General features: G+C 66.5%; 15 protein-coding genes and 1 pseudogene. 8 read left to right on the plus strand and 8 right to left on the minus strand.

The features are described 5' to 3' along the window. The first annotated feature begins 6 nt into the window (after positions 1 to 6). The 7 genes from AC25ND_RS08740 (at position 7) to AC25ND_RS08770 (ending at position 4,820) form a co-directional block, all read left to right on the plus strand. Positions 7 to 324, plus strand: a complete 318-nt coding sequence (locus AC25ND_RS08740) for an urease subunit beta (protein WP_028689443.1) — start codon at positions 7 to 9, stop codon at positions 322 to 324. Further along, a complete protein-coding gene (gene ureC, locus AC25ND_RS08745) occupies positions 321 to 2,024 on the plus strand; it encodes an urease subunit alpha (RefSeq protein ID WP_028689444.1) in 1,704 nt (567 codons plus the stop codon). The genes AC25ND_RS08740 and ureC overlap by 4 nt, the downstream gene beginning before the upstream one ends. A 10-nt stretch (positions 2,025 to 2,034) precedes the next feature. After that, on the plus strand, positions 2,035 to 2,520 hold the full coding sequence (ureE, locus tag AC25ND_RS08750; RefSeq protein ID WP_028689445.1) for an urease accessory protein UreE: 486 nt from the start codon (positions 2,035 to 2,037) through the stop codon (positions 2,518 to 2,520). Positions 2,521 to 2,539: 19 nt separating this feature from the next. Beyond that, complete coding sequence (locus tag AC25ND_RS08755) at positions 2,540 to 3,085, plus strand: HupE/UreJ family protein (RefSeq protein WP_062364237.1); 546 nt, start codon at positions 2,540 to 2,542, stop codon at positions 3,083 to 3,085. Next, entirely contained in the window at positions 3,085 to 3,759 is a 675-nt protein-coding gene (locus AC25ND_RS08760; protein ID WP_186595002.1) for an urease accessory protein UreF, read from the plus strand. Before AC25ND_RS08755 ends, AC25ND_RS08760 begins: the two co-directional genes overlap by 1 nt. Before the next feature lie 11 nt (positions 3,760 to 3,770). Continuing rightward, entirely contained in the window at positions 3,771 to 4,412 is a 642-nt protein-coding gene (gene ureG, locus AC25ND_RS08765; protein ID WP_182322675.1) for an urease accessory protein UreG, read from the plus strand. Positions 4,413 to 4,577: 165 nt separating this feature from the next. Then, positions 4,578 to 4,820 (plus strand): hypothetical protein, encoded by a 243-nt coding sequence (locus AC25ND_RS08770; protein ID WP_182322677.1) that lies wholly within the window; start codon positions 4,578 to 4,580, stop codon positions 4,818 to 4,820. Positions 4,821 to 4,835: 15 nt separating this feature from the next. On the opposite strand, the gene AC25ND_RS08775 is transcribed toward AC25ND_RS08770, so the two are convergent. From AC25ND_RS08775 to AC25ND_RS08805, 7 genes and pseudogenes are all read right to left on the minus strand, one after another. Next, positions 4,836 to 5,447, minus strand: a complete 612-nt coding sequence (locus AC25ND_RS08775) for a cell wall hydrolase (RefSeq protein ID WP_028689449.1) — start codon at positions 5,445 to 5,447, stop codon at positions 4,836 to 4,838. A 47-nt stretch (positions 5,448 to 5,494) separates the two neighbouring features. Further along, positions 5,495 to 6,412 (minus strand): AEC family transporter, encoded by a 918-nt coding sequence (locus tag AC25ND_RS08780; protein WP_062364231.1) that lies wholly within the window; start codon positions 6,410 to 6,412, stop codon positions 5,495 to 5,497. Positions 6,413 to 6,540: 128 nt separating this feature from the next. Beyond that, positions 6,541 to 7,404: a LysR family transcriptional regulator gene (locus AC25ND_RS08785; protein ID WP_062364478.1), complete on the minus strand. Its 864-nt coding sequence runs from the start codon at positions 7,402 to 7,404 to the stop codon at positions 6,541 to 6,543. A gap of 55 nt (positions 7,405 to 7,459) precedes the next feature. Further along, on the minus strand, positions 7,460 to 8,308 hold the full coding sequence (locus AC25ND_RS08790; RefSeq protein ID WP_028689452.1) for an ABC transporter permease: 849 nt from the start codon (positions 8,306 to 8,308) through the stop codon (positions 7,460 to 7,462). Continuing rightward, positions 8,305 to 9,321: an ABC transporter substrate-binding protein gene (locus tag AC25ND_RS08795; RefSeq protein WP_062364229.1), complete on the minus strand. Its 1,017-nt coding sequence runs from the start codon at positions 9,319 to 9,321 to the stop codon at positions 8,305 to 8,307. Before AC25ND_RS08795 ends, AC25ND_RS08790 begins: the two co-directional genes overlap by 4 nt. 159 nt (positions 9,322 to 9,480) lie before the next feature. Next, positions 9,481 to 10,236, minus strand: coding sequence for a methyl-accepting chemotaxis protein (locus tag AC25ND_RS08800; RefSeq protein ID WP_373876200.1), 756 nt, complete (start codon positions 10,234 to 10,236; stop codon positions 9,481 to 9,483). 102 nt (positions 10,237 to 10,338) lie between these two features. Beyond that, positions 10,339 to 11,628, minus strand: a pseudogene (locus tag AC25ND_RS08805) (methyl-accepting chemotaxis protein); the annotation flags it as partial. A gap of 262 nt (positions 11,629 to 11,890) precedes the next feature. Between AC25ND_RS08805 and AC25ND_RS08810 the strand changes: the two are divergent. After that, complete coding sequence (locus AC25ND_RS08810) at positions 11,891 to 13,210, plus strand: Na+/H+ antiporter family protein (protein WP_028689455.1); 1,320 nt, start codon at positions 11,891 to 11,893, stop codon at positions 13,208 to 13,210. A 55-nt stretch (positions 13,211 to 13,265) separates the two neighbouring features. Here the strand turns inward: AC25ND_RS08810 and AC25ND_RS08815 are convergent, their stop codons facing one another. Then, the gene (locus AC25ND_RS08815; RefSeq protein WP_486976235.1) at positions 13,266 to 14,267 is read right to left on the minus strand and encodes a FecR family protein; all 1,002 of its coding nucleotides are present in this window, start codon (positions 14,265 to 14,267) and stop codon (positions 13,266 to 13,268) included. Positions 14,268 to 14,487: the final 220 nt, after the last annotated feature.

Consider the following 14,487-nt stretch of genomic DNA (forward strand, 5'->3'; position numbering starts at 1 on the left):
GCCGGCATGATCCCCGGAGAAGTCCAGGTCGCCGAGGGCGACATCGAACTCAACGTTGGCCGCCAGACCCTCAGCGTGAGCGTGGCCAACCATGGCGACCGTCCGGTGCAGGTGGGCTCGCACTATCATTTCTACGAAGTCAACGACGCCCTGGTGTTCGAGCGCGAGCCGACCCGTGGCTTTCGCCTGGATATTGCGGCCGGCACCGCGGTGCGCTTCGAGCCGGGACAGGCCCGCACCGTGCAACTGGTGGCCTATGCCGGCAAGCGCGAGGTGTACGGCTTTCAGGGCAAGGTGATGGGCGCGCTGGAGGGCAAGGCATGAGCCGTATTTCCCGTCGGGCCTACGCCGACATGTTCGGGCCCACTGTCGGCGACCGCGTGCGCCTGGCCGACACCGCGCTGTGGGTGGAGGTGGAGAAGGACTTCACGATCTATGGCGAAGAGGTCAAGTTCGGCGGCGGCAAGGTGATCCGCGACGGCATGGGCCAGGGCCAGATGCTGGCGGCCGAGGCCATGGACCTGGTGCTGACCAACGCGTTGATCATCGACCACTGGGGCATCGTCAAGGCCGATATCGGCGTCAAGCACGGCCGTATCGCCGCCATCGGCAAGGCCGGCAACCCTGATGTGCAGCCCGGCGTGACGGTGCCGGTAGGGCCGGGCACCGAGGTGATCGCCGCCGAAGGCAAGATCGTCACCGCAGGCGGCATCGACTCGCATATCCACTTCATCTGCCCGCAGCAGGTGGACGAGGCGTTGACCAGCGGCGTGACCACCTTCATCGGCGGCGGCACCGGGCCGGCCACCGGCACCAACGCCACCACCTGCACCCCCGGCCCCTGGTACCTGGCGCGCATGCTCCAGGCCGCAGACTGCCTGCCGATCAACATCGGCCTGCTGGGCAAGGGCAACGCCTCGCGCCCCGAGGCCCTGCGCGAGCAGATCGCTGCCGGCGCCGTGGGCCTCAAGCTGCACGAGGACTGGGGCTCGACGCCCGCCGCCATCGACTGCTGCCTGGGCGTGGCCGAGGAGATGGACATCCAGGTGGCGATCCACACCGACACGCTCAACGAGTCGGGTTGCATTGAGGACACCCTGGCCGCCATCGGCGAGCGCACTATTCACACCTTCCACACCGAAGGGGCAGGTGGCGGCCACGCGCCGGACATCATCCGCGCGGCGGGGCAGGCCAACGTGCTGCCGTCCTCGACCAATCCGACGCTGCCCTACACCGTGAACACGGTGGACGAGCATCTCGACATGCTCATGGTCTGCCACCACCTGGACCCGAGCATCGCCGAGGACGTGGCTTTCGCCGAGTCGCGCATCCGCCGCGAGACCATCGCCGCCGAGGATATCCTCCACGACATGGGCGCCTTCGCCATGACCTCGTCCGACTCCCAGGCCATGGGCCGGGTCGGCGAGGTGGTGCTGCGCACTTGGCAGGTGGCGCACCAGATGAAGCTGCGCCGTGGCCCGCTGGCGCCGGATGGCGCCTACAGCGACAACTTCCGGGTCAAGCGCTACATCGCCAAGTACACCCTCAACCCGGCGCTGACCCATGGCATCGCCCACGAGGTCGGTTCGGTGGAGGTGGGCAAGCTCGCCGACCTGGTGTTGTGGGCGCCGGCGTTCTTCGCGGTCAAGCCGGCGCTGGTGCTCAAGGGCGGAATGATCGCCACGGCGCCAATGGGCGATATCAACGGCTCGATCCCGACCCCGCAACCGGTGCACTACCGGCCTATGTTCGGCGCCCTGGGCGCGGCGCGGCATGCCACGCGCATGACCTTTCTGCCCCAGGCCGCCCTGGACCGTGGCCTGCCCCATGAGCTGAAGCTGCAGAGCCTGATCGGCGTGGCCCATGGCTGTCGGCGGGTGCGCAAGGCCGACATGGTCCACAACACCCTGCAACCGCTGATCGAGGTCGATGCCCAGACCTACCAGGTGCGCGCCGACGGCGAGTTGCTGGTGTGCGAGCCGGCCCACGAGCTGCCGCTGGCGCAGCGTTATTTCCTGTTCTGAAGGAGCGAACATGATTGTCCTCACCCGTCGCATCACCCAAGCCGGCGCCATCACCGGCACCGTCACCCTCGATGTCGACAGCCGCATCAAGAGCCGTCTGCGCGTCACCCTCGAGGATGGCCGCGAGGCCGGATTGATGCTCGAGCGCGGCCATCTGCTGCGTGGCGGCGAACTGCTGAGCGACGCCGAAGGCACTCAGGTAATCCAGGTACTGGCCGCGCCGGAGGCGGTGTCCACGGTGCGCTGCGCCGACCCGCACCTGCTGGCCCGCGCCGCCTACCACCTGGGCAACCGCCATGTGCCGCTGCAGATCGAGCCGGGTCTGTTGCGTTACCAGCACGACCATGTGCTCGACGACATGCTGCGCGGCCTGGGGCTGGAGGTGGTCGCCGAACAGGCGCCGTTCGAGCCCGAGGCCGGCGCCTACCAGAGCGCGCCACACGGACATTCCCACGGCCACGCCCATCCGTTCGTACGTTTGCCAGCCCATTCCTGACCTCACCCTGGAGCCCACAATGAAAAAGACTTTCGCCCTGGTACTGCTGATGGTGGCCCTGCCGGCCTTCGCCCACCCCGGCCACGACGCCAACCCGTTGCAGGACGGCCTGCTGCACCCGCTGACCGGCCTCGATCACCTGCTGATGCTGCTCGGTACCGGCGTGCTCGCCGCCCTGACCCGACGCAACCTGGCCCTGCCGTTGGCGACCCTGGCGGCGATGTTTGGTGGCGCGGTGTGCGGCCATCTGTTCGGCGACGTGGTTGGTATGGAGCAGATGATCCTCGGCTCGCTGCTGGTGGCCGCCGCCGCCATGCTGCTGCCGAGCCGCCAGTTGCTGCTGTCGCTGATCATGCCGGTGTTCGCCCTGTTCCACGGCTGGGCCCATGGCGTGGAAGCCACCCCCAGCGCGTTCTGGCAGTTCAGCGCCGGCTTCGTCACGGTCAGCGGCCTGCTGCTGGCGGTGGGCTTCGGCGTCGGCTGCCTGCTGCGTCGTCATGCCGGCCTGCAGAAAGCCTTTGGCGGCGGCCTGCTGGCCGGTGCCGCCCTGGTGCTGGCCGGCTGATGACCAGCGACCTGGCGTTGCTGCGCCTGTTGCAGCTGGCCAGCCCCGGCCTGCCCGTGGGCGGCTTCACCTACTCGCAAGGCCTGGAGTGGGCCGTGGAAGCCGGCTGGGTGAAGGATGCCAAGGGCTTCGCGGCCTGGCAGCGCGAGCAGTTGCGCGACACCCTCGGCCATCTCGATTGGCCGCTGCTGGCACGCCTTTACCGGGCATGCCAGGCAGACGATGCCGATGCCTTCGCCCACTGGAGCCTGTTCCTGCTGGCCAACCGCGAGACTGCCGAACTGCGCCTTGAAGAGCGCCAGCGCGGCAGCGCCCTGGCACGCCTGCTCGATGGCTGGCAACTGGCGCAGGCTCCGGCCTGGCGCGCCAGCCTCGAACTCAGTCAGTTGGGCGGCATGGCCTGGCTCGGCGCGCATTGGTCGATTCCGCTGCGCCAGCTCGCCCTGGGCCATGGCTTCGCCTGGCTGGAAGGGGCGGTGATGGCGGGGGTGAAGTTGGTGCCGTTCGGCCAGCAGGCCGCCCAGACCTTGTTGCGTGACCTGGGCGAGGAGCTGCCCGCGGTGCTCGATCATGCCCTGGCCCTCGACGACGACCAGCTCGGCGGCGGTCTGCCGCTGCTGGCCATCGCTTCATCGCGTCACGAAACCCAATACACCCGTTTGTTCCGTTCCTGAGGACTGCCTAGATGGAAAACTACCAGCAACCCCTGCGTGTCGGTGTCGGCGGCCCGGTCGGCTCTGGCAAGACCGCGCTGCTCGAGTGTCTGTGCAAGGCCATGCGCGACTACTACCAGATCGCCGTGGTGACCAACGACATCTACACCAAGGAGGACCAGCGCATCCTCACCGAGGCCGGGGCCCTGGCACCCGAGCGTATTGTCGGCGTCGAGACCGGTGGCTGTCCGCACACCGCCATCCGCGAGGACGCCTCGATGAACCTGGCCGCCGTCGAGGCACTGGCGCGCAGGTTCGGCAACCTCGAAGTGATCTTCGTCGAGAGTGGCGGCGACAACCTCAGCGCCACCTTCAGCCCGGAGCTGGCCGACCTTACCATCTACGTGATCGATGTGGCCGAGGGCGAGAAGATCCCGCGCAAGGGCGGGCCGGGCATCACCAAGTCAGATTTCCTGGTGATCAACAAGACCGACCTGGCGCCCTATGTTGGTGCTTCTCTGGAGGTGATGGAGCGTGATACCCGGCGCATGCGCCCGGAGCGGCCATGGACGTTCAGCAACCTGAAGAAGGGCGAGGGCTTGCAAGCGGTGATCGATTTCATCGTCGAGCGGGGGATGCTGGGAGAAAGAGGCTGTAGGAGTTATGGAGCGTGAGTGACTTACTCGACTGATTGCCTACTGTTCTGAAGAGGGTTTCGGACGGCGGAGTGGGCTTTTCCTAAAGCTGAATGGCCCGGCTGACAGATAAAGTCTGTCGGGCTGCAGGGGAAAGAATTCGCCAGCGGTAAATGAAACCAGGACTCACTGAAAGGACACTGTATGAAAAAGGCCGTATTGGCAGCGTTTTTGGCATCTGCAGGCTTGATCCAGGCTGCGCATGGTGATGAGCAGGCAAGCGCTGTCGTTGCCAAAGCGCATTCGCCGTTCAGTCGCGACGACGCTGCCGAGCAGAGGCTGCAGCTTGCCGCTGCATACCTTGGCGATACGGGGTGTGGGGCATGCCCACAAGGAACGGCGCGGACACCGGCCGGGAACTGTCAGCCGCCTTTCGATTTCGATTGATCGCAAGTTCTGAGTCTACCGAGCCAGCGCCTGGTTCGGCTTGTAGAACAGGAAGTGTGTGGTCTCGGCGGTCTTGCGGTAGGCCTTGGCCCACTCCGGGTTCACATTGCGGTCATGGAAATAAAGCGCGCCGCCGGTCGGGTCCTGCAACTGCTGGTTGAGGGCCTTGCGAGCGATTTCCTTGGCTACCGCGTAACGTTGCGCTTCTTCCACCTGGTCGGGGCGCCCGTCGCACCACCAGGAAAACTGGCAGCTCTTGCTCTCGACGCCCTGCTTGACCACCCCACAGATGCTGTCGGGAAAGCCCTCGTGGCCCAGGCGGTTGAGCACCACGCTGGCCACCGCGCTCATGTCCTTGGTGTCGGCGCCCTTGGCCTCCCAGTAGATGGTGCGCGCCAGGCAGGTGATGCTGTCGTCCATCGGCGCCTGGCCGGCTGGGTCGACGGCCTGGACTTCACCGGGGGTAAGGGTTTCCTGCTTTTTCGGCGGTGGCGCATCCTCGACCACCTTTTCTTCCAGCGCCTGTGCCTTGTCTTCGGCGACCGCGGCCTTCTGGCTGTCGGCGGCAGGGAGGGGGCCTGTAAGCAGGGTCAGGGACAGGCCGAACAGCATCCACGATAGGCGCATGATCGAGTTTCCGCGAGGTGGGCTGTCCACAGTCTAGCCGTATCGCATCAACTCAACGTCAAAGTCAGCATCAGCGGCAGGGTTGCGGCGGCGACGACGGTCTGCAGGGCGATGATGGTGGCCATCAGCGGCGCGTTACCGCCCATTTGCCGCGCCATCACGTAGGACGACGAGGCGGTGGGCAGCGCCTGGAACAGCACGGCTACCACCGCGGCCTGGCCGCCCAGCCCGAGCACCCGGCACAGGCACCAGGTGGTCAGCGGCATGACCAGGAATTTGAACAGCGACGCGGCCACCAGCGGTTTGACCTGCTGGCCCAGGCGCGCCCCGCCCAGCGCCGCGCCGACGCACAACAGGCCCAGTGGCAGCGCCGCCTGGCCCAGGGCCTTGACCGTGGGTTCCAGACCGGCCGGCAGGCCCAGGCCGGTCAGCCGTAGCAGCAGCCCAGCGGCGCAGCCGATGATCAGCGGATTGGCGAAGATCGCCTTGAGCACGGTGGCGGGTGAACTGTGGCGTGCGCTGAAGCGGGCGAAGACCAGCACGCAGAGCAGGTTGACCAGTGGCACGATGGCGGCGTTGGCCACCGCCGCCAGGGCGATGCCGGCCGTGCCGTAGATTCCGGCGGCCAGGGTTGCGCCAATATAGTTGTTGAAGCGCACGCCACCCTGGAACACCGAAGTGAAGTCGGCGCCGTCATGACTGGCCGCGCCCTGGTAGAGCACCAGCAGCAGGGCGCCGAGCAGCGTCGAGAGCATCAGCACGCCGACCATGCCCAGCACCGGCACGCCGTCGAGGTTGGCGGTGGCCAGGCCGTGGAGGAACAGCGACGGCAGCAGCACGTAGTAGCTCAGGCGCTCGGCACCGGGCCAGAAGGTTTCGGCGAGAAAGCCACGCAGCCGCAGCCAGGTGCCCAGGGCGATGAGCAGGATGATCGGAACGAGGGTGGTGAGCAGCAGATGGAGCATGGGCGCGGGTCCATGGTCGGGTACGGCCACAGACTAACGGAGTCGAGTGAGCAGAAAAAACGCTGTTTTCTTTAGCGACTGTTGAGGAAAACTGCATGGATCTGTGGCTGCTTCGCAGCCCTTGGGAGTCATGCCTCGAGCGCAGTCTTGAGTACGGCGCTTAAATGCCGGCGCTGACTCTTCTCGTGTTCCAACAGCACCATGCGCCGGGTCAGCTGTGGCTCGCCGAAGGGCAACACGGTGGCGGCCGGCAATCGTTCGAGGTCATCGTCGCTCATGGGAATGACCGCCACACCCAAGCCCATGGCCGCCATCCGCGCCAGGGCCTCCTGGCTGTCCAGTTCCATCTGCTCGTTGACCTGCAGGCGCTGGCGGCGCAGTTCCTGTTCGATCTGCCGACCGGCCCAGGCGCGCTTGTCGAAGCGCAGGAACGGCTGGTTGGCGAGCAGTGTCGGCAGGCTCTGACCGGCCAGGTCAGGGCTGGCGATGGCCCAGAAGCGGTCCTCGAACAGCGGCGTGTACTGCAGGCTTTGCGGGTACGGACTGACGGGCTCGGTAGTGATGGCCGCGTCCAGTTCGCCATCCTCGACCCGGCGGGCGAGCTCCGCCGACATGCCCGAGACCACGCTGACATGCAGCTCGGGATGGTGCGCCTTGATCCACACCAGCGCTCTGGGCAGGCGCCGGGCAAGCACCGTGTGGATCGCGCCGATGCGCAGGCGCCCGCGCAGGCTCGGGCCACTGGCCAGGGTGTCGGCCAGCTCGTCGTAGGCAGCCAGGATGCCTTCTGCGCGCGCTACCGCCAGTTGCCCGGCCTCGGTCAGCACGACTTGCCGGCGGCTGCGGTCGAACAGGGCGACCTGCAGCTCGTCTTCCAGGGTCTTGATGTGCAGGCTCACCGCTGAAGGGGTCAGGCTCAGCAGGTCGGCGGCGCGGGCGAAGGTACCATGGCGGGCGATGGTGACCAGGGTGCGCAGGGCTTTGAGGGACACGCGTGGCAGGCTCCGGATGCTGGCAGGGCTCGGGTACGATACGCGAGTGTGGGCCTCAGCGCCCGGGGCGACCATAGGCCTGGCTGATGCGGTCGATGACCATCGCCAGGGCGACGATCGCCAGGCCCGCTTCGACGCCCTGGCCGACGTTCAGGGTCTGGATCCCCGCCAGCACATCCTCGCCCAGCCCGCGGGCGCCGATCATCGAGGCCACCACTACCATCGACAAGGCCATCATCACCGACTGGTTGAGCCCGGCCATGATGCTCGGCAAGGCCAGCGGCAGGGCGATGCGTCGCAAGCGCTGCCAGCGGCTGGCGCCCAGGCCGTGAGCGGCCTGCAGCAGTGACGGGTCGATCTGCGCCAGGCCCAGGTCGGTCAGGCGCACCAGCGGCGGCAGGGCGTAGATGAGGGTGGCGAACACCGCAGGCACCTTGCCCAGGCCGAACAGCATCAGCACTGGAATCAGGTAGACGAAGGCCGGCAACGTCTGCATCACGTCGAGCACCGGCAGGATCAGGCGCCGGGCCAGGGGGCGGGTGGCCAGCAGGATGCCCAGCGGCACGCCAACCAGCACACACAGGCCGGTACTCACCAGCACCAGGGCGAGGGTCTGTAGCAGCTTGTCCCACAGCCCGAGCATGCCGATCAGCGCCAGCAGCAGCGGCAGCACCACTGCCCGTGCCAGGCTGCGGCTGGCGTGCCAGGCCAGCAGCCCGACCAGCAGCAACAGCAGCCACCAAGGCAGCAGCCGGAGCAGGTTTTCCAGACCCACCAGCAGTTGCAGCAGTTGATCGGAGATGCCGCGCAGGTGATCGCCATAGTGCAGCACCAGCCAGTCGACCAGGCGGTTGACCCAGCCGGCGAAGGAGAATTGCAGGGCTTCGGGGAAGCCGCCGCTCACAGGCCGGCCTCGACCTTGGCGGCGTTTTCGGCGGGCAGCCAGGCCTTCCAAACCGCAGGGTTTGCACGCAGGAAGGCGATCGCCGCGTCGCGGGGTTTCTGTCGGGTTTCGCTCATGTCGGCGAGGGCCTTGTTCAGAGTGTCGATGGGCAGGTCGACTTTCTCGAACACGGCGACCAGTTCCGGGTGGGCGTCACGAAACGCCTTTGACACCCCGATCGAGAGCTTGGCCGGCAGCGAACGGCTGCCTTTGGGGCTGGGGTTGGCGGCATCGGTGAGGGTGGCCCAGGCGGTTGCATCGAACGGGGGTTCTTCGAGGCGTACCAGGTCGTAGCGGCCCATCAGTGGAGTAGGGCTCCAGTAGTAGAACAACACAGGCTTGCCGAGCTTGATCTTGGCGGCGATTTCGGCGTCGAGGGCCGCGCCGGTGCCGCTGCGGAAGTTGTTGTACAGCCCGTCCAGGCCATAGGCCTTGAGCTTCTGGCTGTTGACGGTCTCGGAAGTCCAGCCGCTGGGGCTATTGAGGAAGCGGCCCTTGCCGGGCGCCTCGGGGTCGTCGAATACCTGGGGGTAGCGCTTGAGGTCGTCGACGCTGCGCAGGTCCGGAGCCAAGGGCTTGAGTTTGCGGGCCGGGTCGCCCTTGATGACGTAGGCCGGTACCCACCAGCCTTCCTCCGCGTTCTTCACCGTGTCGCCCAGGGCGAACACCTGGCCGGCCTGCTCGGCCTTGACCCAGGCCGGGCTGCGCCCGGCCCATTCCTCGGCGATCACTTGCAGGTCGTTGCGTGCCAGGGCCACTTCCATGCTCACGGTGCTGCCGGGCAGGGTGTCGGTGGAGTAGCCGTAGCCACGTTCGACGATCAGGCGCAGGATCTCGGTGGTCAGGGCGCCGCTTTCCCAGCCGATGGCGCCGAAATGGATGGGGGCGGGTTGTTCGGCTGATGCGGCGCTGTCGGTGCTGGCCAGGCCGATGGCCAGCAGCAGGCCGGCCAGCAGGGTGGGGACTTTCTTCATCGGGGCCTCGTCGGTTGCCGGTCCTTGGGTTCCGGCAGAAGTGTAGACGACGAGGTTGCCGGGGCTGCTTCGCAGCCCTTTCGCGACGCAAGGCCGCTCCCACAGGGGAACGCGCCAGCCTGGGAAATCGGGGCTGGTAGCAGCCCCGGCGGGGTGGAATCAAACGCGGAACTGATCCATCAGCCCCTGCTGCTGGTTGGCCAGGCTGTTGAGCGACTGGCTGACCCGCGCCGATTCGTTGGCCTGGCCGCTCAGCGACTCGGTCACGTCACGGATGGTGGCGACGTTGCTGTTGATCTCCTCGGCCACCGCGCTCTGCTCCTCGGCGGCGCTGGCGATCTGCAGGTTCATGTCGGTGATCACGGTCACTGCCTGGCCGATGCGCTGCAGCGCGGTGACGGCCTGGCCGACCTGCTCGACACCGCCCTGGGCCTGGCGGTGGCTGCTGTCCATGGCGCCGACCACTTCCTGGGTGCCAGCCTGCAGGGCCTCGATCACCTGGCGGGTTTCCTCCACCGACTCCTGGGTGCGACGGGCCAGGTTGCGCACTTCATCGGCCACCACGGCGAAGCCACGGCCGGCTTCACCGGCGCGGGCGGCCTCAATGGCGGCGTTGAGCGCCAGCAGGTTGGTCTGCTCGGCGATCGAGCGAATTACCTCGAGCACCGAACCGATCTTCTCGCTGTTGCGCGCCAGCCCCTCGACCTGGGCCATGGCGCCGCTCATGTCGGCGGCCAAGGTGTCGATGCTGGTGGTGGTGCGGTCGATCACCGCCAGCCCTTCGCGGGTTGCCTGGTCGGCATCGCGCGCGGCCTGGGCAGCCTGGGCCGCGCTGCGGGCGACGTCCTGGGCGGTGGCGCTCATCTCGTGGGAAGCGGTGGCCACCTGGTCGACCTGGCGGTACTGCTGCTCCATGCCGGCGCTGGTCTCGGCGGCGATTGCCGCCGACTGGTCGGCGGTGCCGCGGGCGGCCTGCACCGAACGTTTCACCTCGGCGATGGTCGGCTGCAGCTTGTCGAGGAAACGGTTGAACCAGCCGGCCAGCTCGCCCAGCTCGTCCTGCTTGTCGTACTGCAGGCGGCGGGTCAGGTCGCCTTCGCCGCTGGCGATGTCCTTGAGCATGGCGGCCACGCCGAGGATCGGTTTGGTCACGCCGCGGGCCATCAGCCAAACCAGCAGCAGGCCGGCGATGGCGGCGGCCAGGCCCAGGCCCAGTTCGAGCAGGGTGCCGCTGGTGTTGAGGGCGTCGAGTTCAACCTTGAGGGCCTCGGCCGGGCCGGTCAGGGCACTTTCCGGCACATCCAGCAGCACGCCCCAGGGCTTGCCGCCGGGGATCGGCTCGAAGGCGGCCAGCACCTTCAGGCGCTGCTGGTCGTGGAGAATCTGCAGCTTGCCGTCGGCGAGTTTTCGAACCAGTTCCGCGCCCTGGGTCCGGTCGACCTGGTCGAAGCGCTGGGCCAGCTTGCCGGCATCGGCACTGTAGCCGGCCAGCAGGCCCACGGGGCTGAGGATGCCGACCGTGGTCTGGCCTTCGTAGAGACTGCGGCTGGCGGTCTGGCTCAGGGCCTGGAGGCTGTTGAGGTTGATGTCGATGGACAGGGTGGCGATGACCTTGTCGCCCGCCTTGAGCGGGAACACGATGCTGGTCATCAGCACGCGCTGGCCGTCGATGTCATAGAAGTACGGCTCGACCACGCATACCGTGCCGGTGCTGCGCGGGCACACCCACCAGGTGTTGGCCGGCTGGCCGCTGGGGCCGATCTCGGTGTTGGCCATGTCGTGCTCGGGCAGGGCCATCGAGGTCAGCTGGCCGACCCGTGGCTGCGACCAGTACAGGGCGAAGCGCCCGGTCTCGTTGCTGCCCAGCTCGCTCTGGCCGGTGAACAGCTTGTCCTTGCCATCCAGCGCGCCCGGCTCGAACACCAGCGACAGGCCGAGCAGGTCGGGGTTGGCCTGCAGCGCGGCACGCACCTGGGCGGTCATGTCCTGGCGCAGGTCGTAGGCGTCGAGGAAGCGTTTCTCCGCCTGTTCGCGCAGGAACAGTACCTGGCGGGCAAAGCCGGCGCCGTACTGGTAGGCGTCCATGAACTGGCGGCGGATGTTCAGGGCCTGGACCTCGCCCTGGGACTCGATGCGCGACTGGGCCGAGTCGGAGAGCATGCGCATGCTGCTGGCTTTCACCAGGTCCGAACTGTGATCCATGCGGTACAGCGAAAGGCCGACGAGCAGGGTGACGATGGCCGCCAGGCACAGGCCCGCCAGCAGGGTGATCTTCCATTGGATGGAGAGTTGTCGCAGCAAAGGCATGGGGAAAATCCCTTGTAATAGGTTTGATGCTGCCGACTGTGTCGGCCTGTTCGGAATTTTCTTTATTCAAACGTTCAATTAAACCCTGCGACTTTCGTCTATTTCCTACGCGATGTTGCGGCGCAGACGCTTTTGACTTCTGCCGGCCTGTGCTTCAGAGTGTGCGCCCTCCATAACAACATCCCCTGGTCCGGCCACTGCCCGTGTGCAGTCTGTCGCCGGAATGCCCGCTTTTTGTCTGTCGTAACGAGGTTCGCACACCATGAATGCAGTGATTGCCGCGGTCGGGCTCATGCTGATCCTGAGCCTGTCCCGCGTGCATGTGGTCATCGCGCTGATCATTGGCGCCCTGGCCGGAGGCCTGGTCGGTGGACTGGGTATCGAGGGCACGCTCAAGGCCTTCAACGGTGGCCTGGGTGGCGGTGCCACGGTGGCCTTGTCCTATGCCTTGCTTGGAGCCTTCGCGGTGGCCATCGCCAAGTCCGGACTGGCCCACGCCCTGGCCGACCGGGCCCTGGCGATGATCGATCGCCAAGGGCATGCCGACGGTGGCAAGGTCAAGTGGCTGCTGGTCGGCCTGATGCTGGTGGTGGCGGTGTCGTCGCAGAACATCCTGCCGATCCACATTGCCTTCATTCCCTTGCTGGTGCCGCCGCTGCTGTATGTGCTGACGCGCCTGCGCATCGACCGCCGGCTGATCGCCTGCGTGATCACCTTCGGCCTGATCACCCCGTACATGTTCCTGCCGGTGGGCTTCGGCAACATCTTCCTCAACGAGATCCTGCTGGCCAATGTCAGCCGCGCCGGGGTGGATGTCAGCGGCGTCAACGTGACCCACGCCATGGCCATCCCGGCGGCGGGCATGCTCGCCGGCCTGTTGCTGGCAGTGTGCTTCAGCTACCGCAAGAAACGTGACTACGACCTAGAACGCATCGAGCAGGTCGAGCAAGTCAGTGTGCAGTACAACCCAGTGACCCTGCTGGTGGCTGGGGTGGCGATCGGTGCCGCGTTCATCATCCAGCTTTGGCTGGACTCGATGATCATCGGCGCGATGGTCGGCTTCCTGATCTTCTCGTTGTCGGGCATCGTGCGTTGGAAGGACACCGACAGCCTGTTCACCGAAGGCATGAAGATGATGGCGATGATCGGCTTCATCATGATCGCCGCGTCCGGCTTTGCCGAAGTGATGAAGGCCACCGGTGAAGTGAAGAGCCTGGTGGAGGCCTCGGCCCAGTGGATCGATCACAGCAAAGGTGTCGGTGCGCTGCTGATGCTGCTGGTGGGGTTGCTGGTGACCATGGGCATCGGCTCTTCATTCTCCACCGTGCCGATCCTGGCGGCGATCTTCGTGCCGCTGTGCGTGCAACTGGGCTTCGATCCGCTGGCCACGGTGTGCATCGTCGGTACCGCAGGCGCGCTGGGCGATGCCGGCTCGCCGGCGTCGGACTCGACCCTGGGGCCGACTTCGGGGCTGAACGTGGACGGGCAGCACCACCACATCTGGGATACCGTGGTGCCGACGTTCATCCACTACAACCTGCCGTTGCTGGCGTTTGGCTGGTTGGCGGCGATGACGTTGTGATCGGCGACTTGTCCTGATATCACCGGGGGCCGCCCTGCGGCCCCAGATCGGGGTTTCAGCCGCGGGTCGGCGCAGGGACGATGCGGTTGAGGACGGTGCTGCCGTCCTTGCTGCGGGTCAGGTACACCGGCAGCACCTTGGGCAGGGTGTCGACGAGGCGGGCGACCTCGCGGGTACTGTAGACGCCGCTGATGCGGATGCTGGCGGTGCTGTCGTCGGCCAGCATGAGCGGCTTGTCCAGGTAGCGATTGATCACCGGCAGTGCTTGGCCGAGGCTCAGGTTGTCCAGCACCAGCTTGCCGCTGCGCCAGGCCAGGCTGTTGCCGTAGTCGTCGCTCTGGTTCAGCTCGGGTTCGAAGTCACCCTTGTGGTAGCTGGCCTGCATGCCCGGGCCAAGGCGATAGCCGCCGGCGTTGCCGCTGGCGCTGACCAGCACCGAGCCTTCCACCAGCGTCACCTTGACTTGGTCCTCGTACTTCCACACGTTGAACTGGGTCCCGGTGACACGGGTCTGGCCGTTGGCGGCGTGGACGATGAACGGGTGACTGCTGTCGTGGGTAACCTTGAAGAACGCCTCGCCCTTGACCAGGGTGACCTTGCGCTCGTCCTTGTAGTTGAGGAAACGCAGTTCGCTGTGGAGGTTCAGCTCGACGCTGCTGCCGTCGCTCAGACGCACCTGGCGCAGATGGTCGGTGGCTTCGAAGTGCTGGTAGCCGTTGGGCAGCCAGCCCTGCTCCCAGCCGACCCAGCCTGCCAGGGGCAGGGCGAGCAGGGCGATGGCTGCGGCGGAGGCGAACGGCCGCCAGTGGCGCGTCGGCGCCGCTGGCCGGGTGGCTAGCGGGATCACCTGGGCGCTGCGCGGCAGCAGGTCGGCGGTGTCCCAGATTTCCAGCATTGCCTGGTATTCCTCGGCATGCCGCGGGTCGCTCGCCAGCCATTGGCCGAATGCCTCGCGCTCGGCCGCCGTGCAGTCGTCGGCGTGCAGGCACATGCACCAATGCGCGGCGGCATCGGTGATGGCATCTTCTTCGCTTGGAATGTGGCGGTCCTGGTTCATCGCGGCTCCCGGTTTTGCGGCATTCTACCCCCGGGCGGGTGCTTCCGAGAACGAGTTAATGGCGAATGACTATCAATTGTGTAGTTTTTCGTCGTATCTGCGGTTGTGTTTCATCTACAACAGAGCAGGGGGCTGCGTGGGAAGACAAGGGAGGTAACACCAAGCCTTGACTTCTTCTCACGCCACACGCTAGTTTCCCACCCCATGAACCTATTCCCGC

This window comes from Pseudomonas sp. P110(2024) (assembly GCF_057480795.1).